Annotated in this window: 20 protein-coding genes; 5 read left to right on the plus strand and 15 right to left on the minus strand. The window is 64.5% G+C overall.

What is annotated here, in order from left to right:
- Positions 1-37: 37 nt before the first annotated feature.
- The 3 genes from GSQ89_RS20575 to GSQ89_RS20585 are packed head-to-tail and all read right to left on the minus strand — an operon-like array spanning position 38 to position 3349.
- On the minus strand, positions 38-586 hold the full coding sequence (locus GSQ89_RS20575) for a DUF6036 family nucleotidyltransferase (RefSeq protein WP_158928638.1): 549 nt from the start codon (positions 584-586) through the stop codon (positions 38-40).
- Positions 570-896 carry a hypothetical protein gene (locus GSQ89_RS20580; RefSeq protein WP_158928640.1) on the minus strand — a complete coding sequence of 109 codons (327 nt, stop codon included), beginning with the start codon at positions 894-896 and terminating at the stop codon, positions 570-572. The genes GSQ89_RS20575 and GSQ89_RS20580 overlap by 17 nt, the downstream gene beginning before the upstream one ends.
- A 56-nt stretch (positions 897-952) precedes the next feature.
- Complete coding sequence (locus GSQ89_RS20585) at positions 953-3349, minus strand: DNA translocase FtsK 4TM domain-containing protein (RefSeq protein ID WP_254073290.1); 2397 nt, start codon at positions 3347-3349, stop codon at positions 953-955.
- Between the two features lie 199 nt (positions 3350-3548).
- On the opposite strand from GSQ89_RS20585, the gene tkt reads away from it, so the two are divergent.
- Positions 3549-5534 (plus strand): transketolase, encoded by a 1986-nt coding sequence (tkt, locus tag GSQ89_RS20590; protein WP_254073291.1) that lies wholly within the window; start codon positions 3549-3551, stop codon positions 5532-5534.
- Between the two features lie 97 nt (positions 5535-5631).
- Here tkt and uxuA read toward each other — a convergent pair whose 3' ends face one another.
- The 7 genes from uxuA to GSQ89_RS20625 are packed head-to-tail and all read right to left on the minus strand — an operon-like array spanning position 5632 to position 11839.
- The gene (uxuA, locus tag GSQ89_RS20595; protein ID WP_158928646.1) at positions 5632-6819 is read right to left on the minus strand and encodes a mannonate dehydratase; all 1188 of its coding nucleotides are present in this window, start codon (positions 6817-6819) and stop codon (positions 5632-5634) included.
- Between the two features lie 10 nt (positions 6820-6829).
- Positions 6830-8257: a mannitol dehydrogenase family protein gene (locus GSQ89_RS20600; RefSeq protein ID WP_158928649.1), complete on the minus strand. Its 1428-nt coding sequence runs from the start codon at positions 8255-8257 to the stop codon at positions 6830-6832.
- A complete protein-coding gene (locus GSQ89_RS20605; protein ID WP_158928650.1) occupies positions 8254-9000 on the minus strand; it encodes an amino acid ABC transporter ATP-binding protein in 747 nt (248 codons plus the stop codon). Before GSQ89_RS20605 ends, GSQ89_RS20600 begins: the two co-directional genes overlap by 4 nt.
- Positions 8997-9656, minus strand: coding sequence for an amino acid ABC transporter permease (locus tag GSQ89_RS20610; RefSeq protein WP_158928652.1), 660 nt, complete (start codon positions 9654-9656; stop codon positions 8997-8999). The genes GSQ89_RS20605 and GSQ89_RS20610 overlap by 4 nt, the downstream gene beginning before the upstream one ends.
- Entirely contained in the window at positions 9653-10324 is a 672-nt protein-coding gene (locus tag GSQ89_RS20615; RefSeq protein WP_158928654.1) for an amino acid ABC transporter permease, read from the minus strand. The genes GSQ89_RS20610 and GSQ89_RS20615 overlap by 4 nt, the downstream gene beginning before the upstream one ends.
- Positions 10325-10327: 3 nt before the next feature.
- A complete protein-coding gene (locus GSQ89_RS20620) occupies positions 10328-11149 on the minus strand; it encodes a transporter substrate-binding domain-containing protein (protein ID WP_158928656.1) in 822 nt (273 codons plus the stop codon).
- Between the two features lie 27 nt (positions 11150-11176).
- Entirely contained in the window at positions 11177-11839 is a 663-nt protein-coding gene (locus GSQ89_RS20625) for a GntR family transcriptional regulator (protein ID WP_158928658.1), read from the minus strand.
- A gap of 95 nt (positions 11840-11934) precedes the next feature.
- Here GSQ89_RS20625 and GSQ89_RS20630 point away from each other — a divergent pair, with 95 nt between their 5' ends.
- Both GSQ89_RS20630 and GSQ89_RS20635 read left to right on the plus strand, forming a co-directional pair.
- Positions 11935-13188: a CinA family nicotinamide mononucleotide deamidase-related protein gene (locus GSQ89_RS20630; RefSeq protein ID WP_158928660.1), complete on the plus strand. Its 1254-nt coding sequence runs from the start codon at positions 11935-11937 to the stop codon at positions 13186-13188.
- Positions 13189-13206: 18 nt separating this feature from the next.
- Positions 13207-14445: an MFS transporter gene (locus tag GSQ89_RS20635; protein ID WP_158928662.1), complete on the plus strand. Its 1239-nt coding sequence runs from the start codon at positions 13207-13209 to the stop codon at positions 14443-14445.
- Here GSQ89_RS20635 and GSQ89_RS20640 read toward each other — a convergent pair.
- Positions 14393-15805, minus strand: coding sequence for a TIGR03013 family XrtA/PEP-CTERM system glycosyltransferase (locus GSQ89_RS20640; RefSeq protein WP_158928664.1), 1413 nt, complete (start codon positions 15803-15805; stop codon positions 14393-14395). The two genes, GSQ89_RS20635 and GSQ89_RS20640, sit on opposite strands and share 53 nt — an antisense overlap.
- 216 nt (positions 15806-16021) lie before the next feature.
- On the opposite strand from GSQ89_RS20640, the gene uvrB reads away from it, so the two are divergent.
- Positions 16022-18211, plus strand: a complete 2190-nt coding sequence (gene uvrB, locus GSQ89_RS20645) for an excinuclease ABC subunit UvrB (protein WP_158928666.1) — start codon at positions 16022-16024, stop codon at positions 18209-18211.
- A 99-nt stretch (positions 18212-18310) separates the two neighbouring features.
- Here uvrB and GSQ89_RS20650 read toward each other — a convergent pair whose 3' ends face one another.
- Positions 18311-19288, minus strand: a complete 978-nt coding sequence (locus tag GSQ89_RS20650) for a GlxA family transcriptional regulator (RefSeq protein WP_216856298.1) — start codon at positions 19286-19288, stop codon at positions 18311-18313.
- 66 nt (positions 19289-19354) lie between these two features.
- On the opposite strand from GSQ89_RS20650, the gene GSQ89_RS20655 reads away from it, so the two are divergent.
- Positions 19355-20038 (plus strand): DJ-1/PfpI family protein, encoded by a 684-nt coding sequence (locus GSQ89_RS20655; protein WP_158928670.1) that lies wholly within the window; start codon positions 19355-19357, stop codon positions 20036-20038.
- A gap of 80 nt (positions 20039-20118) precedes the next feature.
- On the opposite strand, the gene recR is transcribed toward GSQ89_RS20655, so the two are convergent.
- The 3 genes from recR to dnaX all read right to left on the minus strand — a co-directional run.
- Positions 20119-20712, minus strand: coding sequence for a recombination mediator RecR (gene recR, locus GSQ89_RS20660; protein ID WP_158928672.1), 594 nt, complete (start codon positions 20710-20712; stop codon positions 20119-20121).
- Positions 20713-20823: 111 nt separating this feature from the next.
- A complete protein-coding gene (locus tag GSQ89_RS20665) occupies positions 20824-21147 on the minus strand; it encodes a YbaB/EbfC family nucleoid-associated protein (RefSeq protein WP_158928674.1) in 324 nt (107 codons plus the stop codon).
- The coding region (dnaX, locus tag GSQ89_RS20670; protein ID WP_158928676.1) for a DNA polymerase III subunit gamma/tau at positions 21144-22605 on the minus strand (1462 nt) is incomplete at its 5' end. The genes dnaX and GSQ89_RS20665, both read right to left, overlap by 4 nt.

Genomic DNA, 22605 nt, shown 5'->3' on the forward strand with positions numbered 1-22605 from the left:
GTCGGAATAGAGGGTCAGCTTTCAAGTATCGTCCGCGCTATTCCGGTAGGGTCGCAGTCAGTCCCGCCAGTCGGCGCTCCAGTTCACTGACATCAGGCGCTGCTTCGGGCAGACCTTTTCGCAGCAACGCCCCTACGCGCTTGGCATTTGCCACGTCGGCTTGGAAGGCGGCACGCAACCAATCCCGATCCTTGTCGCGGCCTGCACACAGCTTGGCCACCGCGATATCGTCTGCACTCGGGCAGATCGCCACCGCACTGCCATCTGGAACATCATATTCAGTGGCTCGGGTGCGCCAGTCCGCTGGCATGATCGCGGTGCCCGGACTGACACCGTCGCCGTAATAGTGAAAAGTCCGGTGAAACATCGATCCGTGGCCGATGGTAGCGTCGATCAGATCGGAGATCGGTTCCGGGTCGGCCACACCGTCGGCATACAAATCGATTTCCGCGGTCATCATCATTGCGGCAGGGATATGCTTTGCGGTGATGATCACCGCGCCGGTTCCCACCACCACGAACCGTGTGTGATTGCTGAGAACGGCCGCGGCACGCAGAATATGATCGATGTCAGGACGCCGCAGCATCCGCTGCCTCCAGCAACGCAACCACCTCCCGCGAGGACAGGCCCTTGCCAAACACCGGACGTGTTTCACGCAGCAATTGACCACGTGGTGTGTCCTCGACCAGCGCCTCGGCAATCTCGGCCGGCGAACGCCGCAGCAAGGCTCGCCACATTTCTGCGTGGATGCGTTGATGCGGATCGGCCAACATCACCGTTTCCACGAAATCCCGGGCAGTCGCAATCAGCAGCGGGTCGTCGACGATCCGCCGCGCTACCTCACAGACCTTGAGGTAGTCGACACGGTCATGGCGGTCGCAAAAGCACGTCTTCATCATCACGCCCCCGCTGGCTGCATCAACCGGCCGGGCGCGGTGCCCGACGCAGCGGCCTAGCAATCCATATCGTCGTTCGTCCGGCGCACCAGAATCTCCCGCTTCCCGACATGGTTCGCCGTGCCGATGATGCCTTCCTTCTCCATCTGCTCGATCAGCTTGGCGGCCTTGTTATAGCCGATGTTCAGATGCCGCTGAATGAACGACGTGGACGCCTTGCCCTCACGCGCAACGATGTCGACCGCCTGATCGAACAGACTCTTGTCGCTGTCGCTCGCCCCCGCGATCCCCGACAGCATCGGATCGCCATCGCCGCCGCCGCCCGAACCCTCCATCGGTTCTGTGACATCATCCAGGTACGCCGGTTCGCCTTGCTCACGCAGGAACGCGACCACTTTCTCCACTTCATCGTCCGACACGAACGGGCCATGCACGCGGGTCACCCGCCCGCCACCCTGCATGAACAGCATGTCGCCCATACCCAGCAATTGCTCCGCCCCCTGCTCGCCCAGGATCGTCCGGCTGTCGAATTTGGAGATCACCTGGAAGCTGATCCGCGTCGGGAAGTTCGCCTTGATCGTGCCGGTGATCACGTCCACCGACGGCCGCTGAGTCGCCATGATCACGTGGATACCAGCCGCGCGCGCCATCTGCGCCAGCCGCTGCACGGCCTGCTCGATCTCCTTGCCGGCAACCATCATCAGGTCGGCCATTTCGTCCACCACCACGACGATGAACGGCAGGGGCTCCAGCGCCAGCGGCTGTTCCTCGAATGTCGGGCGGCCGGTGTCGGGGTCGAAACCGGTCTGCACCTTGCGGGTCACGACCTCGCCCTTGGCCCGAGCCTCGGCGACGCGGTCGTTGAAGCCGCCGACATTGCGTACGCCGAGCTGGCTCATCGCGCGATACCGCCGCTCCATCTCCCGCACCGTCCACTTCAGCGCGGTCACCGCCTTGGCCGGTTCGGTCACCACCGGCGCCATCAGATGCGGAATGCCCTCATAAATCGACAGTTCCAGCATCTTCGGGTCAATCAGGATCAACCGGCACTGATCCGGCGACAGCCGGTACAGCAACGACAAGATCATCGCGTTCACACCGACCGATTTGCCCGACCCGGTGGTGCCGGCGATCATCAGATGCGGCATCCTGGCCAGGTCGGCGACGATCGCCTTGCCGCTGATATCCTTGCCCAAAGCCATCGACAGCTTGCCGGCGGATTTCAGCACCTCCTCACTGGACAGGATCTCGCTCAGATAGACGGTTTCGCGCTTGCTGTTCGGCACCTCGATGCCGATCACGTTGCGGCCGGACACCGTGGCGATGCGCACCGCCGTCACCGACAGGCTGCGCGCCACGTCATCGGCCAAGCCGATGACCCTGGCGCTGCGGATGCCAGGCGCGGGCACCAGTTCATACAGCGTGACCACGGGGCCGGGCCTGATCTCGACGATCTCACCCTGCACACCGTAGTCGGACAGGACCGTCTCCAGCAGCCGGGCATTGGCTTGCAGCGATTCCTCGCTGGGGCCGGTGCTGGCGTGCGGTGGCGGTTCCTTCAGCAACGCCAGCGGCGGGAACTTCCAACCGATTTCCTGCAACGGCAGGTTTTGCTGCTCCGGCTTGCGGGACGGCGGCGCCGCCGGCTTCGCGCCACGCACCGGCGGCGCGGGGATGGCGGTCTGTTCGGCCTGGACCGCGTTGCGCGTCCTGGGTTCCTCCCGCCCGTCTTCCCGCACCACCGGGGGCACACGCAACGACGGATCGGGCGGCGCATCCGGCGCCAGTCCCGGTCCCCGGTTCACCAGGTTCACGAGCCACCCGGAGGCATCGCTGACCCCGCCCGCACCGCGCGAGATCACACCGACAGCGCCGATGCCGCCCGACACCGAGAATCGGGCCGCGACTCCGGCTGCGTGGCCGGCGCTACGCCATTCGGAGCGCGACAGACCCAGCGACAGCAGCCCCAAGACAATCGCCAGCGCGGTGCTCAACAGCCACACCGACGCGGACCCGACGATGCCGAGCAGCATGTGGCCAGCGTTCGACTCGGCGTGGAAGACGATCTGTCCGATCGAGCCGCCGATCCCGGCCATCACCGGCCATGGTGTGCCGCGCGGCATGGGCACGACCGATATGGAAGCCGCCAGCAGCGGCATGGCCGCCAGCAGCGCCGCGATCCGGCCGCCGAAGCTGCCCAGCCCGCGACGCGACGCGATGCGCCAGCACCATGTCAGCATGGCGATGCCCGGCAGCGCGCCGAACACCCCGAAACCCTGCAGCAATGCGTCGGCCAGCATCGCCCCAGCCGGCCCGGCCAGGTTGGAGACATGCCGCGTCGTGGCGGTATCCAGCGACGGATCGCGCGGATCATAGGTCGCCAGCGCCACCAGGACCGCCAGCCCCAGCAGACCCAGCAGCAACCCGCCAAATTCCGAGCTGCGCTGGGTCATCAACGCCCTAACCGCTGGTGAGGCGAACTTTCGAGATTCCATCGTCGATGATCGGGCGGCCATTTGTCCTGCCTGTGTCCTTGCGGCGTCACGCGAACTATACGCGGGAACACACTGATAAATGAAGCACGATCAGAGCAACACTTCCCAGGGCCGCCGCAAGTGGTAGAAACCGGCCATCAACGCGAAGGAGATGGTCATGACGGAACCCGCACCTCGGTTGCTGGCGAACGCGCTGCGCTTCCTGGCAATGGACTCGGTGGAGAAGGCGAATTCGGGCCACCCCGGTATGCCGATGGGCATGGCCGACATTGCCGAGGTGCTATGGCGCCACCACCTGCGCCACAACCCGGCCGATCCGAAATGGCCGGGCCGCGACCGCTTCGTGCTGTCCAACGGCCACGGGTCGATGCTGCTGTATGGGCTGCTGCACCTGACCGGCTATGACCTGCCGATGGACGAACTGAAACAGTTCCGCCAGCTCCATTCCAAGACGCCAGGCCACCCCGAATACGGCCTGACCCCCGGCATTGAAACCACCACCGGACCGCTGGGCCAAGGCCTGGCCACGGCGGTCGGCATGGCGCTGGCCGAACAGCAGCTCGCGCTGGCGTTCAACCGCGGTGATCACGCGATCGTCAACCATCGCACCTTCGTGTTCTGCGGCGACGGCTGCCTGATGGAGGGCATCTCGCACGAGGCCTGCTCCTTCGCCGGATCGATGAAGCTGGAGAAGCTGATCGTCTTCTATGACGACAACGGCATTTCCATCGACGGCCACGTGGACGGCTGGTTCAACGACGACACCCCCAAGCGCTTCGAGGCCTACGGCTGGCGGGTCATCCGCAACGTAGATGGCCTGGACAGCGAGGCGGTGGAGGTCGCTGTCGCCGAAGCGGTCACCCCTTGCGGCCGGCCGACGCTGGTCTGCTGCAAGACCATTATCGGCTACGGTGCCCCCAAACTGGCCGGCACCCACCAATCCCACGGCGCCGCGCTCGGTGCCACCGAAGTCGCCGCAACCCGAGCGGCGCTTGAGTGGCCGTATCCGCCGTTCGAGGTGCCCGCGGATATTCGCACCGCCTGGAATGCCCACGAAGCCGGCGCCGCCAGGCAGGCCGAGTGGCAGAAAATGTTCGACGCCTACGCCGCTGCCTTCCCCGCCGAGGCGGCGGAGTTCAAGCGTCGCGTCTCCGGCGCCCTGCCGGCGGATTTCGCCGCGAAAGCGGACGGCGTGATCGCCGAGGCCGCCGCCGTGACGGATCCTATCGCCACCCGCAAGACGTCACAGAACGCGATCCAGGCATTCGCCGCGTTCCTGCCGGAGTTCTTCGGCGGATCGGCCGACCTGACCGGATCGAACCTGACCAACTGGAAGGGCTGCATCACCATCGATCACGGCAAGGCCGGCAACTACCTGCATTACGGCGTGCGGGAATTCGGCATGTGCGCGATGTTGAGCGGCATCGCCCTGCACGGCGGCTACATCCCGTTCGGCGGCACGTTCGTAACGTTCTCCGACTACGCCCGCAACGCGATCCGGCTGGCGGCGCTGATGGGCATCCGCTCGATCTACGTGCTGACCCACGACAGTATCGGCCTGGGCGAGGATGGCCCGACCCATCAACCGATCGAGCACGCTGCCTCCCTACGGCTGATCCCTGGCCTGGATGTCTGGCGCCCGTGCGACATGCTGGAAACCGCCGCGGCATGGCGTTACGCACTGGAACGGCAGCACGGGCCGAGTGTGTTGCTGCTGACCCGGCAGAATCTGCCCCAACATAGCGGCGGCGTGGATCGTGCCGCCCTGGTGGCTCGGGGTGGCTACGTGCTGTCGGACGTGGACGGCACGCCTGACGTCGTGCTGATCGCCACCGGTTCGGAGGTCGGCATCACTACCGGCGCCCGCGACCTGCTGGCCGCGCGCGGCGTCAAAGCCCGCGTCGTTTCGATGCCGTGTTCCGATTTGTTCGACCGGCAGGACAAGGCCTGGCGGGATTCGGTGCTGCCGCCCGGCATCCGCCGCGTGGCGGTGGAGGCTGGAAGCACGACCGGCTGGTACAAATATGTCGGTCTTGAGGGCGCGGTCGTCGGCATCGACCGGTTCGGCGAGTCGGCACAAGGCCCGGCGGTAATGAAGTATTTCGGCTTCACCGCGGAGCATGTGGCGGAGGTCGTTGGGTAGACGAACGACGAGGCCTGATGCCCGAATAGGTAAACGGGCATCAGGCACAGTCGTTTACCTTGTGTCATGACCGGGCTTGGCCCGGTCACCCACGACTTCAAACCGGGTAGCCCCTTAACGAAGCCACCGCCGTCATAACCCCACGCAATTCCGCCAATCCCCGCAGACGCCCGATCAGCGGATAGCCGGGATGGGTCTTCCGCTGCCCATCATCCAGCAGTTCATGCCCATGATCCGGACGGAACGGAATGCGCCAGTCGGCGTCCCCGTTTTCCCGCCGGCGTCCCTGCTCCGCCAGGATCGCGGTCACCACCGCGACCATATCGACGTCCCCACCCAGATGAGTCGCTTCCTCGAACGACCCATCCGCGTCCTTGGTCACGTTCCGCAGGTGGACGAAATGCGTCCGCCCCGCAAACCGCCGGGCGATCGCCGGCAGATCATTCGTCGGCCCTGCCCCCAGAGAGCCGGTACACAGCGTCAACCCATTCTCATGCACATCCACGGCGTCGAGCAGGAACGCGATATCGTCCTCATTCGACACCACGCGCGGCAGGCCGAATAGCGGGCGCGGTGGATCGTCGGGATGGACGCATAGCCGGACACCGACCTCGGCGGCGGTCGGGATCACGGCTCGCAGGAAATCCGCCAGCCTGGCGCGCAGATCGTCACGGGTGATACCGCGATAGGCGTCCAGCACGCGGCGCAGGCCAGGCACATCATAACGCTGATATGACCCCGGCAACCCAGCCATGATGGTGGCCAGCAGCGCGTCCTTGGTCGACTCCGATGCCGCGTCGAACCAGGCACGCGCACGAGCCAGTACCTCCGGCTTATGTTCAGCCTCCGCCCCCGGCCGTTGCAGCATAAAGCAGTCGAACGCCGCGTGTTCGTGGGCGTTGAACCGCAGCGCCGTGCCGCCACCCGGCAGCGGCACGGCCAGTTGCGTCCGAGTCCAGTCCAGCACCGGCATGAAATTGTAGCAGACGCAGTCCACACCTTGCGCCGCAAGATTACGCAACGACTCGCGATAGTTCGCGAACAGCGGTTCCAGGTCGCCGTCTCCCAGCTTGATCGCCTCGGAGACCGGCAAGCTTTCGACGACGCTCCACCGCAGTCCGGCGGCCTCTATCATCGCCTTGCGTTCAGCAATGGCCTCCTGCGACCAGACGACGCCATAGGGGATGTCGTGCAGAGCGGTGACGATGCCCGTCGCCCCGGTCTGGCGAATTTCGTGAAGCTGGACCGCATCGGCCGGCCCGAACCAGCGCCATGTCTGTTCCATTTTCGTCCCCCTACTGTGCCACCACTTGAGCGCCATACTGGCGCAGGCGGCGATAAGCCTCGGTCACCGGCCCGACGAAGGCCGGATCGGCCGGCAAATCGGTGCCGAAGATCTCCGTCACGGCCAGAACACGTGTCACCGCGTCGTCGCCACCAGCCAGCGCACGCAACCGGACCGCGAGCGGATCGCGCACATCGATCGGCTGCCCTTTTTCATCGACGCCGCCGACGTAACGAATCCATGCGGCGACCGAAAGCGCCAGTGACGGGATCGGCAGACCCGCGGCCAACCGCTCGCGAATAGTGCCCAGCAACCGCTGCGGCAGTTTCTGCGAGCCATCCATCGCGATTTGCCACGTCCGGTGCCGCACCGTCGGATTGGCAAACCGCATCAACAAATCCTCGATATAGCGCCGAAGATCGGTATCCGGCGGTGATGGCACCATGGGAAGGATTTCATCCCACAACCGCCGCACGAAACCGTTCAGCACCGGATCGGACACCGCATCGAAAATTGTCTCACACCCGGCGAGATAGCCGAGATATGCTAGCGCCGAATGCGCCCCATTCAACAGCCGCAGTTTCATATGCTCGAACGGCGCTACATCCGCGACGATCTGCGCCCCGGCCTTCTCCCACGCCGGCCGTTCAGCACCCTCGAACCGATCCTCAATGACCCATTGCCGGAACGGTTCGTGCGACACCGGCGCCGCGTCCGTAAGCCCGATCGCGGCACGCGCGTCCTTCACATCGGCCGGAGTCATCTCGGGGACGATCCGATCAACCATGGTGGCTGGAAACGCAACGTTCATCGCGATCCAGTCCGCCAGCGCGGTATCGCGCAGCGCCGCGAAGTCCCGCACCAGCCCGGCCAAAAGGCGCCCGTTCGCGGGCAGATTATCACACGTCACCACAGCAAACGGTTTCAGCCCAGCCGTCCGTCGAACCGCCAGTCCCGCCACGATGAAGCCGACAGCGGAACGCGGAGCATCCGGATGCGCCAGATCATGCACGATATCAGGATGCGCGGGGTCCAGCCGCCCGGTCGCCGGGTTGTGACAGTACCCTTTCTCGGTCACCGTCAGCGAAACAACGGACGCCGCCGCCATGGCCGCAATGACCGCCCCCGGATCCTCGGGCGCCACCAACACGGACAACACCGAACCGATCACCCTGGCCCGCGTGCCGCTGCCATCACGTTCCATCACCGTATAGAGGCCGTCCTGCGACGCCAACCGGTCCCGCTGGTCGGGCCGTTGCAGACTGACCCCGACGATGCCCCAATCACCTCCGGCATCCTCGGTATACACCGCTCCATGTGCTCTGAAAAAAGCCCCCAGCCCCAGATGTACGATCCGCGGCCGCAACACCGCCCGATCGTACCCAGGCTTGGCAACCGCAACGCGAGACAGCGTCGCATTGGAAAGACGGTCGTTCATCCGTGCCACCCCAAATGACCCAGGAAATCGCGAGTCCGAGCGACCGTCGGTGCATCGAAAATCTGCGCCGGCGGGCCTTCCTCGACGATCGCTCCCCGCTCGAACAACACCACGCGGTTAGCTACCCGGCGCGCGAAACTCATTTCATGGGTAACGACAACCATCGTCATGCCCTCATCCGCCAGGCGCTTCATCACGTTCAGCACTTCCCCCACCGTTTCGGGATCGAGAGCAGAGGTCGGTTCATCGAACAGCATCACCTCGGGCTGCATCGCCAGCGCCCTGGCGATGGCCACACGCTGCTGCTGGCCACCGGACAAACTCGCCGGATGGCTCTCGGCTTTTTCCGACAAGCCGACCTTTTCCAGCAGCACCTCCGCCCGCTGTCGCGCTTCATCCCGAGACAGACGCAGCACCGTCACCGGACCCATCATGACATTGGCGATGACGGTCCGGTGCGGGAACAACTCGAAGCTTTGAAACACCATGCCCATGCGCCGGCGCACATCCCGCATGCCGGTCTCGGAACGTGGCAGCACCACGCCATCCAGGCTGATTTCGCCACCATCCAGCTTTTCCAACCCGTTGGTGCAACGAAGCAGCGTCGACTTGCCGGACCCCGAAGGTCCGATCAAGCACACGACTTCACCTTTATGCACGCGGATCGAAACGCCGTTCAACGCGACGAAGCTGCCAAAATTCTTGCGCACATCACGGTAATCGAGAACCACGGCTTCGTTCATTCGGACACTCCGTACCGCCGGTGGATCCAATCGACAAGCTTGGCCTGAGGATAACCCAGCAGCCAGTAAATCACCGCCATCGCCGTCAACATTTCCAGGATGCGGAAGGTCTGCGACCGGATCTGCAACGACACATAGGCCAGTTCGCTCACCCCGATGACCGATACCAGCGACGTGTCCTTGAACAGCGACACCCAGGTGCTGGCCAGCACCGGCAGCACGCGCCGGACCGCCTGCGGCAACACGACTTCCCGCATCACCTGCCACCGGCTCATGCCTAGCGCTAATGCCGCCTCGGACTGCCCCCGCCTGATCGAAACGATCCCGGCTCTGAATGTTTCCGCGTTGTAGGCGGACACGTTCAGGCTCAGCGCCGCCAGCCCCGTGGCGAACGCCGAGAATTCCACCCCGATCGCCACCGGCATCACATAAAACGCCCAGTATACCAGCAGGATCAGTGGGGTATTGCGAAAGAACTCCACGAAGCAGGCACTGGCGGCGGATACCGGACGCAACGGCGACAGGCGCATCAGCGCCAGCACGATCCCGCCGGAAATGGCGATCAGCATAGTGGCCACGGCCAACAGCACCGTCATCGCCACGCCGTCTGCCAGCTCGGCGCGATGCTGCCAGATGATGCCCCAATCGAAGCTCATGATCGGCCCAGATGCGCGACGCGGCGATACAGCATGTCCACCGCCCGGGTCGCGGGAAACAAAATAACAAAATAAACGACCATCGCCGTGGTGAAGACCTCGACAGGCCGGAAACTCTGCCCGGCCAATGTCTGCGATCGCTCCATATACTCCGGCACAGCAATCGTCGCGGCGATGGCACTGTCCTTGATGGCAACCGAGACAATGGAACCCAGCGCCGGCAACATCCGGATGACCGCCTGAGGCAATACCACCTTGCCCACCACCTGCACGCCCGACATACCCAACGCCAATGCCGCCCGCACCTGCCCCGGCCGGATCGACTTGATACCGGCCCGCAGGATTTCCGCGACATAGGCGGCCACATGCAAGGTCAGCGCCGCCCAGGCCGCCCAGAACGACGGCAACGAGACGCCGGCCACCAGCGGGAAGGCGAAATACATCCACACCAGCACCACCAGCACCGGAATGGCTCGCATGGAATCGATGTAGAACGTCAGCACCCGGCTGACCCAGACCGGCCCATAAACCCGAGCGAAACCAACGGCCGCCCCCAGCAGCAGGCTCGACACGACAGTCAGTGCCGACAGCCCCAGCGTGATGCCCAGCCCGCCAGCCAGATAGCGCCAGCTATCCAGCAGCGGGCTGAAATCCAGGTCGCCCAACATCGTTTATTGCAACGTCGTGGCCACGCGCTGCTCATCCGCCGCCAGTTGCGGCTGTATCGTCTTTTCGACCGCACGCAACCAGTCCAGGAACACCGGCTGGTTCTTGTCCAGCGCCAGACCCACCGGCTGTGCTTTCTCCGTGCTGTCCTGGCAGTTGTTCTCACGCGGCAGCGCTGCCAGTCCCTTCACCTTGCGAGCCATCGCGACATACGGGATCCGGTTGATCGGCGCCGCATCGGCACGATGCGCCATTACATCCTCCAGCGGCGCCGTCGCGCCGGAGTTGGTCACACCACGCAATTTCGCCAGCGGAAAACGCTGCTTCACCCAGCCTTCCTCGGCCGCGCCGACGAAATAGGCAATGGTGATATCCGGCTTGTTCAGATCGTCCACCGTCTTCGCCGCGGCGAATTTCGGGTTGGACGCCAATCCGAACAGGCAGACGCTGGTGTTGGAATAGATGACGAAGTCCACGACCTTGACGCGTTCCGGCGTCTCGGCCAGCGCGGTAATGCTGAGATCGACCTGGTTCGCCGCCAGCACCGGGATTTTCGTTTCATGCGATACCAGAACCGGCTCTAACCTGACCTTCAGCAGCTTCGCGTATTCCGTGGCGAGCAGCCAGGCCGGGCCGGACCAATGGTCGCCGGCACCGCTGGTGTTCTCCACCAGCCAGGGCGCGTTGGCCAGCACGCCGACACGCAGCACGCCGGCCTTGCGGATGGCATCGATACGGGGACTGGCGCCCGGTGCGGGCGGTTCCTGCGCGACGGCCGCGCCTCCCAAAGCGAATATCATCGCGAAACAAACAAACCAGCGAGTCATAACGTTTCCTTCCCATATCCAAGCGCTTCAGCGCGCCGTTGTATCCAGTCCAAGCGTATCGATCGTTGCGAATACCTCACGCAGATGCACCCGCAGCGCCGTCTCGGCACGATCGGGATCGCCCTGCCCCAACGCGTCCAGGATCGCTCGATGCTGCCCGATCAGCCGAGGAATCTGGTCCGCCATCGGCAGGCTGAGCCGCCGCACGCGGTCCATATGCATCTTGCTCTGCTGGATCAGCCGCCACACACCCGGCCGGCCGGCGATCCGGCAGAACGTGGCGTGCAGATCCTCGTCCAGGTCGTAGAAGCGGTCTGGCTCGTCGCAGGCTTCGTCCTGCTGTTCCAGCAGGCGGCGGATATCGCCCAGGCCGTGGCGATCGACGCGGGCCGCGACCTGCCGGATGATGCCGCATTCCAGGTGCTCGCGGATGAACTGCGCCTCCCGCACCCGCTCGATATCGATAGCCGAAACAAAACTGCCGGATTGCGGCTGCAGATGGATCAAGCCTTCACGAGCCAGCAGCAACAGCGCCTCTCGCAGCGGCGTACGGCCGATCCCAAGCTGGTCGGTCAGGTCCGGTTCGGACAGGCGCGTGGCGGGCGCCAGTTCGCCACGCACGATCATCCGCCGCAGCGCGTCGTACGCCTGGTCCGACAGTTTCACGCGGCGTTCGGCAATGCCTGACATCACGCTCACATACTAATATATTAATTTCTGGTCAATGCCCCACGCTTGTCCCATCCCCCGCTTCCCTTAAGCTGTCGTGACCAAGGGAGACGTCCATGCGCATTGAGATCATCTGCACCGGCGACGAGGTGCTGACCGGGAAGATCACCAACACCAACTTCTCCTACATGGCGCAGAAGCTGGAGGACGTCGGCCTGTCCGTGTACGCGGAAACCACCGTCGGCGACGACCGCGAATCCTTGCTCGCCGCTTTCAAGCTGGCCTCGACCCGGGCGGATGCGGTGATCGTGAACGGTGGCCTTGGCCCAACCGTGGACGATCTGTCGCAGGAAATCGCCGCCCAGGCCGCCGGCGTCGAACTGGTTCTGCACCAGGAATGGCTGACCCGGATGGAGGAATTCTTCACCCGCCGCATGCGCACCATGCCGCCCAACAACGTCAAGCAGGCGATGCTGCCCGCCACGGCGGAGATGATCGACAACCCGATCGGAACCGCCTGCGGCTTCGCCCTGGACATCGGAAAGGCCCGCTTCTTCTTCACCCCCGGCGTCCCCCGCGAATTGCGCCGGATGTTGGAAGAACAAGTGATTCCCCGCATCCTGGCCCGAGCCGGCGCGCCGACAGCGATCTACCTGAAGCGCTTCCACTCCTACGGCATCGGCGAATCGCATGCGGACCAATTGCTGAACGGGCTGGAAGCGCTGGACCCGAACGGCGGCGTCAAACTGGGATTCCGAGCGCACTACCCGCAGCTTGAAACCAAGTTGACGGTGCGCGGCACCGACATGGATGATGTCCACCGCAAGCTGGCCCCCGTCACCGCCGAGGTCAGGAAGCGCCTCGGCAACTTCATCATGGCGGAGGACGACCAGACGCTGGAAGGCGTCACCCTGGCCGCCCTGACCGCCGAATCCGCCACCCTGACGCTGGTAGAGACCTTCACCGCCGGCCAGATCGCCGCCCGCATCGCCCATCTGCCCGGCGCGGAAAAGGTTTTTCGGCACGGCACCGTGGTGCGCCATCTGGACACCCTGTTCGGCGTCGCGCTTCCCCCGGAGCTCGACCAGGACACCACCGAAGCCGTCGCCAAAGCCGCCCGCGAACAGACCGGCGCCACCCACGCCTTGGTGGTGCTGATCGAGTTGGACGACGGCGCGGACCGCATCGACTTCGGTGGCACCATCTGGATCGGCATCGCCACGGCCGACCGGATGGAATTCCGCCGCTCCCGCATCCTGGGCGGCCGCGAATGGGTCCGATTGGGCGCGGTCGAATTGGCCCTCGATTGCCTGCGCCGGTTCCTGCAAGGCTTGCCCGTGGTCGAACGCATCGACTTCGAGAAGACCTGAGGTCCAACTGGACACACCATGATCCGCCGAGAAATCGACTCCCCCTACGCCTGGTTCCGCCTGGTGTTGTCCGTGGTCCTGTCCGCCATCGGCGGCGTCGGCATGTGGTCCGTCGTGGTCGCGCTGCCCGCCGTCCAGGCCGACTTCCATGCGGATCGCGGCGCCGCCACCCTGCCCTTCACCCTGACCATGATCGGTTTCGGCGTCGGCGGGGTAATCATGGGTAAGCTGGCGGACCGACGCGGCATCGTCCTGCCGCTGATGATCGGTGCAGCCGCGCTAGGCGCCGGCTTCATCCTGGCTTCGCTCTCCACCGGTCTGGTCTCGTTCGCCGCCGCCTACATGCTGATCGGCACTTTCGGCACCGCCGCGACCTTCGTGCCGCTGATGGCCAATATCTCCTTTTGGTTTGAAAAGCGCCGAGGCATCGCCGTCGCGCTGTGCGCCTCCGGCAACTATCTGTCCGGCGCGATCTGGCCGACGCTGATCGAGTCGATGATCCAGGCCCATGGCTGGCGTACCGCGCATTTGGTGATCGGCATCGCCTGCCTGATGGCAATGCCGCCGCTGGCGCTGTTGCTACGCAGCCGTCCGCCGGTGCGTGCCGCGGGGGCTCCGATTCCTGCCATGTCCCGCCATCGGATCGCGCTGCCGCCGCGTGCCCTGCAAATTCTGCTGATGGTGGCCGGGGTCGCCTGCTGCGTGGCGATGTCGATGCCGCAGGTCCACATCGTCGCGTATTGCGGCGACCTGGGCTACGGTGCGGCCTCGGGCGCTCGTATGCTGTCCCTGATGCTGACGTTCGGCATCGTCAGCCGGATCAGTTCCGGCTTCCTCGCCGACCATCTCGGTGGGTTGGCGACGCTGCTGATCGGATCGCTCGCGCAGATGGTCGCCCTGACGCTGTATCTGATGATGGACGGGCTGACCTCGCTCTACGTCATCTCTGCCCTGTTCGGCCTGTTCCAAGGCGGACTCGTCCCCAGCTATGCCATCATCGTGCGCGAGAACTTCCCCGCGCAGGAAGCGGGCGGACGGGTCGGGCTGATCCTGATGATGACCCTGCTGGGCATGGCATTGGGCGGCTGGATGTCCGGGGTGATCTACGACCTGACCGGGTCCTACCGAGCGGCCTTCGCCAACGGAGTCGCCTGGAACGCGCTGAACTTCCTGATCGCGCTGTTCCTGTTCTTTCGCTCTCCGTCTAGCGCACCCCGCTTGGCCATAGCACCACACGCAGGGTCTGCAGCAGGATGACGAAGTCGAACAGGATGGAGAAATTCTTCACGTAATACAGGTCGTAGCTCAGCTTTGACCGAGCATCGTCGATCGATGCGCCATAGGGATAATTGATCTGCGCCCAACCGGTCAGGCCGGCCTTCACCATGTGCCGCTCATTGTACAGCGGGATCTTCTCCGCCAGTTCCTTCACGAACATCGGCCGTTCCGGCCGCGGCCCGACGAACGACATCTCCCCGCGCAGGATGTTGACCAACTGCGGCAATTCGTCGATGCGCGCTCTGCGCAGAAAGTTGCCGACCTTCGTGATGCGATTGTCCTTCTTTTCCGCCCACACCGCACCGTTGGCCTCGGCGTTCACCCGCATGGTGCGCAGCTTCAGGATCAGGAACACCCTGCCATCCACCGTCACCCGTTCCTGCCGATACAGCACTGGACCCGGGCCTTCCCACCGTATCGCTATCATTCCCATCACGATCAACGGCATGGTCAGCAACAGCATGACCGAACTGACCGCCAGATCGAAGACGCGCTTCAGGAAGCGATCGAGGGCACCGAAGGTGAACCCGTCGCTGTACACCAGCCAGCCCAGTTCCATGCGCTTCAGGTCGACCCGGCGGATCTCCCGCTCCACGAAACTGAGGTACTGGATGACCGGGAAACCGGCCTTCTTGCATTCCAGCAGCCGCTCCAAGTTCATGCCGCGGCGTTCATCGGGTGCGACGATGATCAGATCCGCGTCCGTCCGGGTGGCGACCGCGGCAACATTGAAATCCGGCGGACACAAGATCCGGTCTGGCCGTTCCGCCAGCAGGCGTGGATCGACCACCTCCTCCACCGCATACACCAGCGTCACGTCATCGTGCAGGCTGCTGCCTTCCCGCCCCAGCATCAGCAGCAGGTCCCAGGCACGCTGACCAGCCCCGACAACCAGCAGGCGGCGCCGCAAAACGCGGGTGCGGACTAGAAAGTCGATGACGAGGCGAGCCAGGAACGCGCAGAACGTGAATGTGACGACCGCCAGGCCGAACAGCATCGCCTGGTCGCGTCCGCCCGGCATGACAGTGGACCGCAGCAGCAGCGGCTGGATCAGCGAAACCACGATCGCCACCACCGCCCCCATACCGACGACAAGTGGCACGCGGGTCAGTGATCGCCCAGCCTCCAGGATCGCATCCCGCCGGTACAGCCCCATCGCAAACAGCAGCAGCAGGTCGAAAACCGGATAACCGAGGCCCCGGGAATCCGTCGGCAACACGAACAAGGACAGCGCATCCGGCCGGGACAGCCACAGCACCAACGGCCAAACCAACAGAAGCAGCAAGGCATCCAGCCCAAACAGCACCGACCCGGTGGTCGTCTTGGAGAATCTCAGCATCCTGATCCCGGTCCTGAAGCCGCTGGTACGCTGCTCCCTGCGGGCGTTCTACAACCCGAACGCGAGAGTTGGTAACAAAATTACCAATCGGAAACCCAATCCGGCCAGATATGAGCTTGTGGCGTATTGTTACGCCCAGCGCACGGACCATTGGGATATAGCCCCCTCGACGCCGAGGCCTCGACGCGCCATGTATTGGGGCGAGGAGTTCACCTTATGTCCCAAGCCCTTCTCCGCCCGTCGCCCGTTCTGTTCATGCCGCAGAAGCAAGCCGCCAAGCCACTGACAAGGCGGCTGAAGGTCGTGTCCCAATACGAACCGGCCGGCGACCAGCCGGCCGCGATCACCGAACTCGTGCGCGGCGTCAACGCCGAAGACCGCGATCAGGTCCTGCTGGGGGTCACCGGGTCCGGCAAGACCTTCACGATGGCCAAGGTGATCGAGGCGGTGCAGAAGCCGACCCTGGTGCTGGCGCCGAACAAGACCCTGGCCGCCCAGCTCTATGGCGAAATGAAAAGCTTCTTCCCGGACAATGCGGTGGAATATTTCGTCAGCTACTACGACTATTATCAGCCCGAGGCCTACGTCCCTCGCACCGACACCTATATCGAAAAAGACGCCCAGATCAACGAGCAGATCGACCGCATGCGCCACGCCGCCACCCAGGCGCTGCTGGAACGCAATGATGTGATTGTGGTCGCTTCCGTCTCCTGCATCTACGGTATCGGATCGGTCGAGACCTACTCGAAAATGGTAGCGAAGCTGGAAGTCGGCGGCCGCATCGACCGCGACAAGCTGGCCAAGGCCCTGGTCGACCTGCAATACCGCCGTAACGACACCGCCTTCGTGCGCGGGTCGTTCCGGTTACGCGGTGAAATCGTCGATATCTTCCCCAGCCACTACGAAGACCGCGCCTGGCGGGTCAGCCTGTTCGGCGACGACATCGAATCCATCCACGAATTCGACCCGCTCACCGGCGAGAAAACCACCGACCTGAACGAAATCACCGTCTATGCGAACAGCCACTACGTAACGCCAAGGCCGACGCTTGCACAGGCGATCCAGGACATCAAGATCGAACTGAAAGAACGCCTCGCCGAACTGAACGCGCAAGGCAAACTGCTGGAGGTTCAGCGCCTTGAACAGCGCACCACCTTCGACATCGAAATGATGGAGACGACGGGATCCTGCGCCGGCATCGAAAACTATTCCCGCTATCTGACCGGCCGAGAACCCGGCGATCCGCCGCCGACCCTGTTCGAATATCTGCCGGAGAACGCCTTTCTGATCGTCGACGAGAGCCACGTCACGGTGCCGCAGATCGGCGGGATGTTCCGCGGCGACTTCAACCGCAAGACGGTGCTTTCGGAGTTCGGCTTCCGTCTGCCGTCCTGCGTCGACAACCGGCCACTGAAATTCGAGGAATGGGAACGTTTCCGTCCGCTCACGGTCTTCGTTTCGGCGACGCCCGGCCCGTGGGAGATGGAGCGCACCGCGGGCGTGTTCGCCGAACAGGTGATCCGCCCGACCGGACTGATCGACCCAATCACCGAGGTGCGCCCGGTGGAACACCAGGTTGACGACCTGTTGCACGAATGCAAGGCAGCAGCCGCCGCCGGTGGTCGCGTCCTAGTCACCACCCTGACGAAGCGGATGGCCGAGGAACTGACCGACTACATGACCGAACAGGGTGTGAAGGTGCGATACCTGCACTCCGACATCGATACGCTGGAGCGGATCGAGATCATCCGCGACCTGCGCCTCGGCGTGTTCGACGTGCTGATCGGCATCAATCTGTTGCGCGAAGGACTCGATATTCCCGAATGCGCCCTGGTCGCGATTCTCGATGCGGACAAGGAAGGTTTCCTCCGTTCCCAAACCTCCCTCATCCAGACGATAGGCCGAGCCGCTCGGAATGTTGACGGCCGGGTGCTGTTATACGCTGACACGATGACACGGTCGTTGCGCGCAGCTATCGAAGAGACGGACCGGCGCCGCAACAAGCAGCGACGCTGGAATGAGGCCAACGGAATCACCCCGGTTTCGATCCGCAGGCAGATCGGCAATGTGCTGGAGAGCGTGTTCGAGCAGGACTACGTCACCGTCGCGCCGGTCAAGGACTCCGACGCGGCGGAATTCGTCGGCAAGAACCTGAAAGCATCGATCGCCGACCTGGAGAAGCGCATGCGTGCCGCCGCCTCCAACCTGGAGTTCGAGCAAGCCGCCCGCTTCCGCGACGAAATCAAGCGCCTGGAGGCACTGGAACTGGGCCTGCCAGCCCCGCCGATGGCCAGCGCATTGTTGCGCCCGAAACGAGGCCAGACGCCGGAACCGATGGGACCAGGCGGCGGCGGTTATGATCCGTCAAAGCGCCGAGGCCCGATGAAGCGGCGCAGGGGCCCCTAGGGACAAGCTACCTCCGGGCGTTGACCTTGCATCACGGCCCGGTCACCCACGACTTCGACCAAACGACCCCAAACCGTCGACACAATCCATGGCTACGCCTCACACCGGAAACCGCTCCCGATACACATGCGGCGGCACCGCCAGGATACGCATGAAACTACGCCGCATGGTCTCCTCCGACCCGAACCCGCAATCCCGGGCAATGCGCTTCACCGGCAATCCGGTTGCCCCCAGCGCCTGACGCGCCGCCTCCACCCGCACCCGCTCAACCGCGCGCGCCGGCGTTATCCCCGTCACCTGCCGATAATGCCGCAAGAAACTGCGCTCGCTCATGCCCACCTGCTCCGCCAACGCTGGCACCGCCAGATTACCGCGCAGATTTCGTTTCATCCAATCATGCAGCCCATCGAATGTCGCGTCCCGACCCGCCAGCGCCAGCCCGGCACTGAACTGGGCCTGCCCGCCCGGCCGCTTGGCGAAAACCACCAGATGCCGAGCCACCGTCGTCGCCACCACGCGGCCCAGATCGGCCTCCACCAGCGCCAACGCCATGTCGATCCCCGCCGTCACCCCGGCCGAGGTCCAGATCGCCCCGTCATTCACGTAGATAGGATCGTCCTCCACCCGCACCGCCGGAAATTCCGCCGCCAGTTCGGCGCAGCGAGACCAATGCGTCGTCGCCCGCCGCCCATCCAGCAACCCGGTCGCGGCCAGCAGAAACGCACCCGAACACACCGACGTCACCCGCCGCGCAACATCCGCTCGGCATCGGATCCATTCCACCAGGGCCCGGTCGCGGCGTGTGGCATTCACGCCCATGCCACCCGCAATAATCAGTGTATCCAGCGCCACATCCGGCATCGGCAAAGCCTCTGCTACCAGCGCCAACCCGGACGAGGACGCAATCAGCCCTGGAACCGCCGCCACCACCGTCAGCGCATACGGCGGCGACTGACCCGCTTCGGTGAACAGCCGATTGGCACTGGCAAAAACCTGGAACGGCCCGGTCACGTCCAGAAGTTGCACGTCCGGAAAAGCCAGAAACTCGACCCGGCGCGGATTTGGCGGAATTTGCATGAAATTTGGCATTTCCGCCAAACTCTGCCATGCGAGAATCCATTTGTCCACCAACAGGAGACCAGGATGACCCAGTACCGCATCGGCCTGCTGGCCTTTCCGGCAATGACCCAGCTAGACCTGACCGGCCCGCTGCAGGTGTTCGCCGGTCTTCCGAACGCCGAAACCCACGTACTGTGGAAGACGCTCGATCCGATCAAGACCCACGGCGGCTTGACGCTGGTGCCCGACACCACGCTGGCAGACTGCCCGCAGCTCGACGTGATCTGCGTGCCCGGCGGTACCGGCGTGCTGGATCTGATGGACGATCCCGAGGTTCTATCCTTCCTCCGCACACAGGCAACCGAGGCCACATTCGTCGGCTCGATCTGTACCGGAGCGTTGGTGCTGGGCGCCGCGGGGCTGCTGCGAGGCAAAAAGGCCACGACACACTGGGCCTGGACGGACCTTCTGGTACCGCTGGGCGCGATCCCCTCCGAGGGCCGCGTAGTGCGCGACGGCAAGTTCATGACTGGCGGCGGCGTCACCGCCGGGATCGACTTCGCACTGACCATGGTCGCCGAACTCGCCGGCCAGGACATCGCGGAAAGCATCCAGCTCGGTATCGAATACGCCCCCGCACCGCCATTCGAGTCCGGCAGCCCCGACACCGCACGTCCGGAAATCCTGGCCGCCGTCCGGACCCGGATGACCAGCACGCGCGTGGAACGGGAAGCGCGAGTCGCCAAAGTGGCCGCGGCAATGGCATAATCGCAAACCCGGTCCGGAGCGGCCCTCCCCCCGCTTCGGACCGGGCAGCACTATCGCCTCATGGCCGAGGAAAGCGCCCGCTAAACCCCGCGCCGGGTCCGCAACGCCGCCGCCAACGTCCCATCATCCAGCACGTCCAGCGCCCCGCCCATCGGCACCCCTTGCCCAACCCGGGTCACGACAACACCGGTCGGCCGAAGCTGATCGGTCAGCCAATGCGCCGTAGCCGCGCCATCGACCGTCGATCCCAGCGCCAGGATCACCTCGGCCACATCCCCCTCGGCGATCCGGTTCAGCAACCCCGGAACCGTCAGATCCTCCGGCCCGATGCCCGACAGGGCGGACAGCGTGCCGCCCAGCACATGATACAACCCGTGATGCACACGCGCACGTTCCAGCGCCCACAGATCGCCGACGCCCTCCACGACACAGATGATGGAACGGTCGCGCTGTTCATCGGTGCAGATCGAGCATGGGTCCTGGCTGTCGATATTCCCGCAATCGGCACAAGGCCGCACCGCGCGGGCGGCTTCGGTCAGCGCGACGGCCAGCGGCAGCATCCGCGCCTCCGGCTGTTGCAACATCTTCAGCGCCGCCCGCCGGGCACTGCGAGGACCCAGGCCCGGCAGTTTGGACAACAAACCAATCAGCCGATCGACTTCAGGGCCGCCCACACCATTCGCCCTCTCTCGTCATGGCCGGGCCTGTCCCGGCCATCTTCTCACCGGCGGACGAAGCGCGGATGGCCGGGACACGCCCGACCATGACGGTGAGCGCGATGCTCCTCAAAACGGCAGCTTCATCCCGGGCGGAAGCTGCAACCCACCCGTCACCTTCTGCATCTCCTCGGCCGATGCAGCCTCGATCTTCGCCCTGGCGTCACGATGCGCCGCGGCAATCAGGTCTTCCAGCATCTCGGTGTCCACCGGATCGATCAGCTTGGGATCGATTTTGATCCTCCGCAGATCGTTCTTCCCGTTTAACGTCACCTTGACCAGTCCGGCACCCGCCTCGCCGGTGATCTCCAAAGCCTGCAACCTGGTCTGCATCTCCTCCATCTTGGATTGCATCTGCTGTGCCTGTTTCATTAGGCCGGCGAGGTTCTTCATAGGTCGATCTCCATCGGCTCTTCGTCGAAATATTCTGCATCTGGCGGCGCGAAGTCCGGCATATCGGGCACATCCGGCACCGAGGCGGGCAGCCCGTACGCATCCGCGGTCTTGTCGTGCACCGTGTCGATACGCGCGCCCGGAAACGCCGCCATGATCGCCCGCACCAACGGATGATCCGCTGCCGCCGTCTTCCGTGCCGTATCTGCCGCACTGCCCTGTTCGGCAATCGTCGTCTCGCCGGCATCGCGAGACACCGCGATCGTCCAGCGCGTCCCCGTCGCATCCGACAGTAGCGCCGAAAGCTTAGACGACAGATCGCGGGGCGCCTCCGCCTGCGGCCGCAGCTCGATCACCGGCGGCGCGAACCGCACCAGATGCACCGAGTGCAGCAGATGCGCATGCAGCATCGCCTCTTTCTGCTCCCCGACCCAGGCCACCACATCCCGGAACGTCCCCAGCCGAGGCCCCGCCTGCACCACCGGTTCGGCCGAGATCATTGGCGCCCCATTGGCGACAGCCCGCGCCCCACCGCCGCCGCCACCCGGCGGAGCCGCGGGCCCCGGCGCGCCAGGCGTGCCGCCCGATGTCAACCGCCGAATCAGATCCCCCGGCGTCGGCATGTCGGATACGTGACACAGCCGGATCAGCACCATCTCCGCTGCCGCGCGCCGATCGGGGGCGATTTCCACCTCCCCCACGCCTTTCAGCAGCATCTGCCAAGCCCGGGCCAGTACCGGCACGCTCAGCCGATCGGCGAATTCAGCACCCCGCGTGCGTTCCGCTTCCGGCAATTCATGGCTGTCCCGCAACGCCGGGACCGACTTCAACCGGGTCACCGTATGCAGCAATTCCAGCAAATCCTGCAGCAGCGCACCCAGATCGGCGCCCCGCTCATACGCCCGATCGGTGATCGCAAGCGCGGCGACCGGCTTGCCGCCCATCACCGCGTCCATCAGCTCGAACACCGCCTCGCGGTCCGCCAGCCCGAGCATATCCACGACCTGGGCCGTGGTGATCGCACCCTCGGCCTGGGCGATCGCCTGATCCAGCATCGACAACCCGTCACGCACGGACCCGTCGGCAGACCGGGCGATCTGTTCCAACGCCGCCGGCTCGATCGTCACGTCTTCCTTGACCGCAATCCGGCCAAACAGCCCGACCAACTCCGCGATCCGCACCCGCCGCAGATCGAACCGCTGGCAGCGAGACAGCACCGTGATCGGCACTTTGCGGATTTCCGTCGTCGCGAAGACGAATTTCACGTGCGGCGGCGGTTCTTCCAGCGTTTTCAGCAATGCGTTGAAGGCGTTGCGGCTCAACATATGCACTTCGTCGATGACGAACACCTTGGTCCGAGCCTGCATCGGCCGGAACCGAGTCGCCTCGATCACTTCCCGCATATCGTCCACGCCGGTGCGGCTGGCGGCATCCATCTCGATCACGTCGGGATGCCGG

Origin of the sequence: Acidisphaera sp. S103 (assembly GCF_009765975.1) — a bacterium.
Classification (GTDB): Bacteria; Pseudomonadota; Alphaproteobacteria; order Acetobacterales; family Acetobacteraceae; genus Rhodopila.

What these genes read in the sequence shown, in the direction of transcription:
- GSQ89_RS20585 (WP_254073290.1), bottom strand. Translation starts at nt 3,349, where the DNA reads ATGACCCAGCGCAGCTCGGAATTTGGCGGGTTGCTGCTGGGTCTGCTG.
- GSQ89_RS20580 (WP_158928640.1), bottom strand. Translation starts at nt 896, where the DNA reads ATGAAGACGTGCTTTTGCGACCGCCATGACCGTGTCGACTACCTCAAG.
- uvrB (WP_158928666.1), top strand. Translation starts at nt 16,022, where the DNA reads ATGTCCCAAGCCCTTCTCCGCCCGTCGCCCGTTCTGTTCATGCCGCAG.
- GSQ89_RS20665 (WP_158928674.1), bottom strand. Translation starts at nt 21,147, where the DNA reads ATGAAGAACCTCGCCGGCCTAATGAAACAGGCACAGCAGATGCAATCC.
- GSQ89_RS20630 (WP_158928660.1), top strand. Translation starts at nt 11,935, where the DNA reads ATGCGCATTGAGATCATCTGCACCGGCGACGAGGTGCTGACCGGGAAG.
- GSQ89_RS20655 (WP_158928670.1), top strand. Translation starts at nt 19,355, where the DNA reads ATGACCCAGTACCGCATCGGCCTGCTGGCCTTTCCGGCAATGACCCAG.
- GSQ89_RS20640 (WP_158928664.1), bottom strand. Translation starts at nt 15,805, where the DNA reads ATGCTGAGATTCTCCAAGACGACCACCGGGTCGGTGCTGTTTGGGCTG.
- tkt (WP_254073291.1), top strand. Translation starts at nt 3,549, where the DNA reads ATGACGGAACCCGCACCTCGGTTGCTGGCGAACGCGCTGCGCTTCCTG.
- GSQ89_RS20635 (WP_158928662.1), top strand. Translation starts at nt 13,207, where the DNA reads ATGATCCGCCGAGAAATCGACTCCCCCTACGCCTGGTTCCGCCTGGTG.
- GSQ89_RS20575 (WP_158928638.1), bottom strand. Translation starts at nt 586, where the DNA reads ATGCTGCGGCGTCCTGACATCGATCATATTCTGCGTGCCGCGGCCGTT.
- GSQ89_RS20605 (WP_158928650.1), bottom strand. Translation starts at nt 9,000, where the DNA reads ATGAACGAAGCCGTGGTTCTCGATTACCGTGATGTGCGCAAGAATTTT.
- GSQ89_RS20615 (WP_158928654.1), bottom strand. Translation starts at nt 10,324, where the DNA reads ATGTTGGGCGACCTGGATTTCAGCCCGCTGCTGGATAGCTGGCGCTAT.
- GSQ89_RS20620 (WP_158928656.1), bottom strand. Translation starts at nt 11,149, where the DNA reads ATGACTCGCTGGTTTGTTTGTTTCGCGATGATATTCGCTTTGGGAGGC.
- GSQ89_RS20650 (WP_216856298.1), bottom strand. Translation starts at nt 19,288, where the DNA reads ATGCAAATTCCGCCAAATCCGCGCCGGGTCGAGTTTCTGGCTTTTCCG.
- GSQ89_RS20600 (WP_158928649.1), bottom strand. Translation starts at nt 8,257, where the DNA reads ATGAACGACCGTCTTTCCAATGCGACGCTGTCTCGCGTTGCGGTTGCC.
- uxuA (WP_158928646.1), bottom strand. Translation starts at nt 6,819, where the DNA reads ATGGAACAGACATGGCGCTGGTTCGGGCCGGCCGATGCGGTCCAGCTT.
- GSQ89_RS20625 (WP_158928658.1), bottom strand. Translation starts at nt 11,839, where the DNA reads ATGTCAGGCATTGCCGAACGCCGCGTGAAACTGTCGGACCAGGCGTAC.
- GSQ89_RS20610 (WP_158928652.1), bottom strand. Translation starts at nt 9,656, where the DNA reads ATGAGCTTCGATTGGGGCATCATCTGGCAGCATCGCGCCGAGCTGGCA.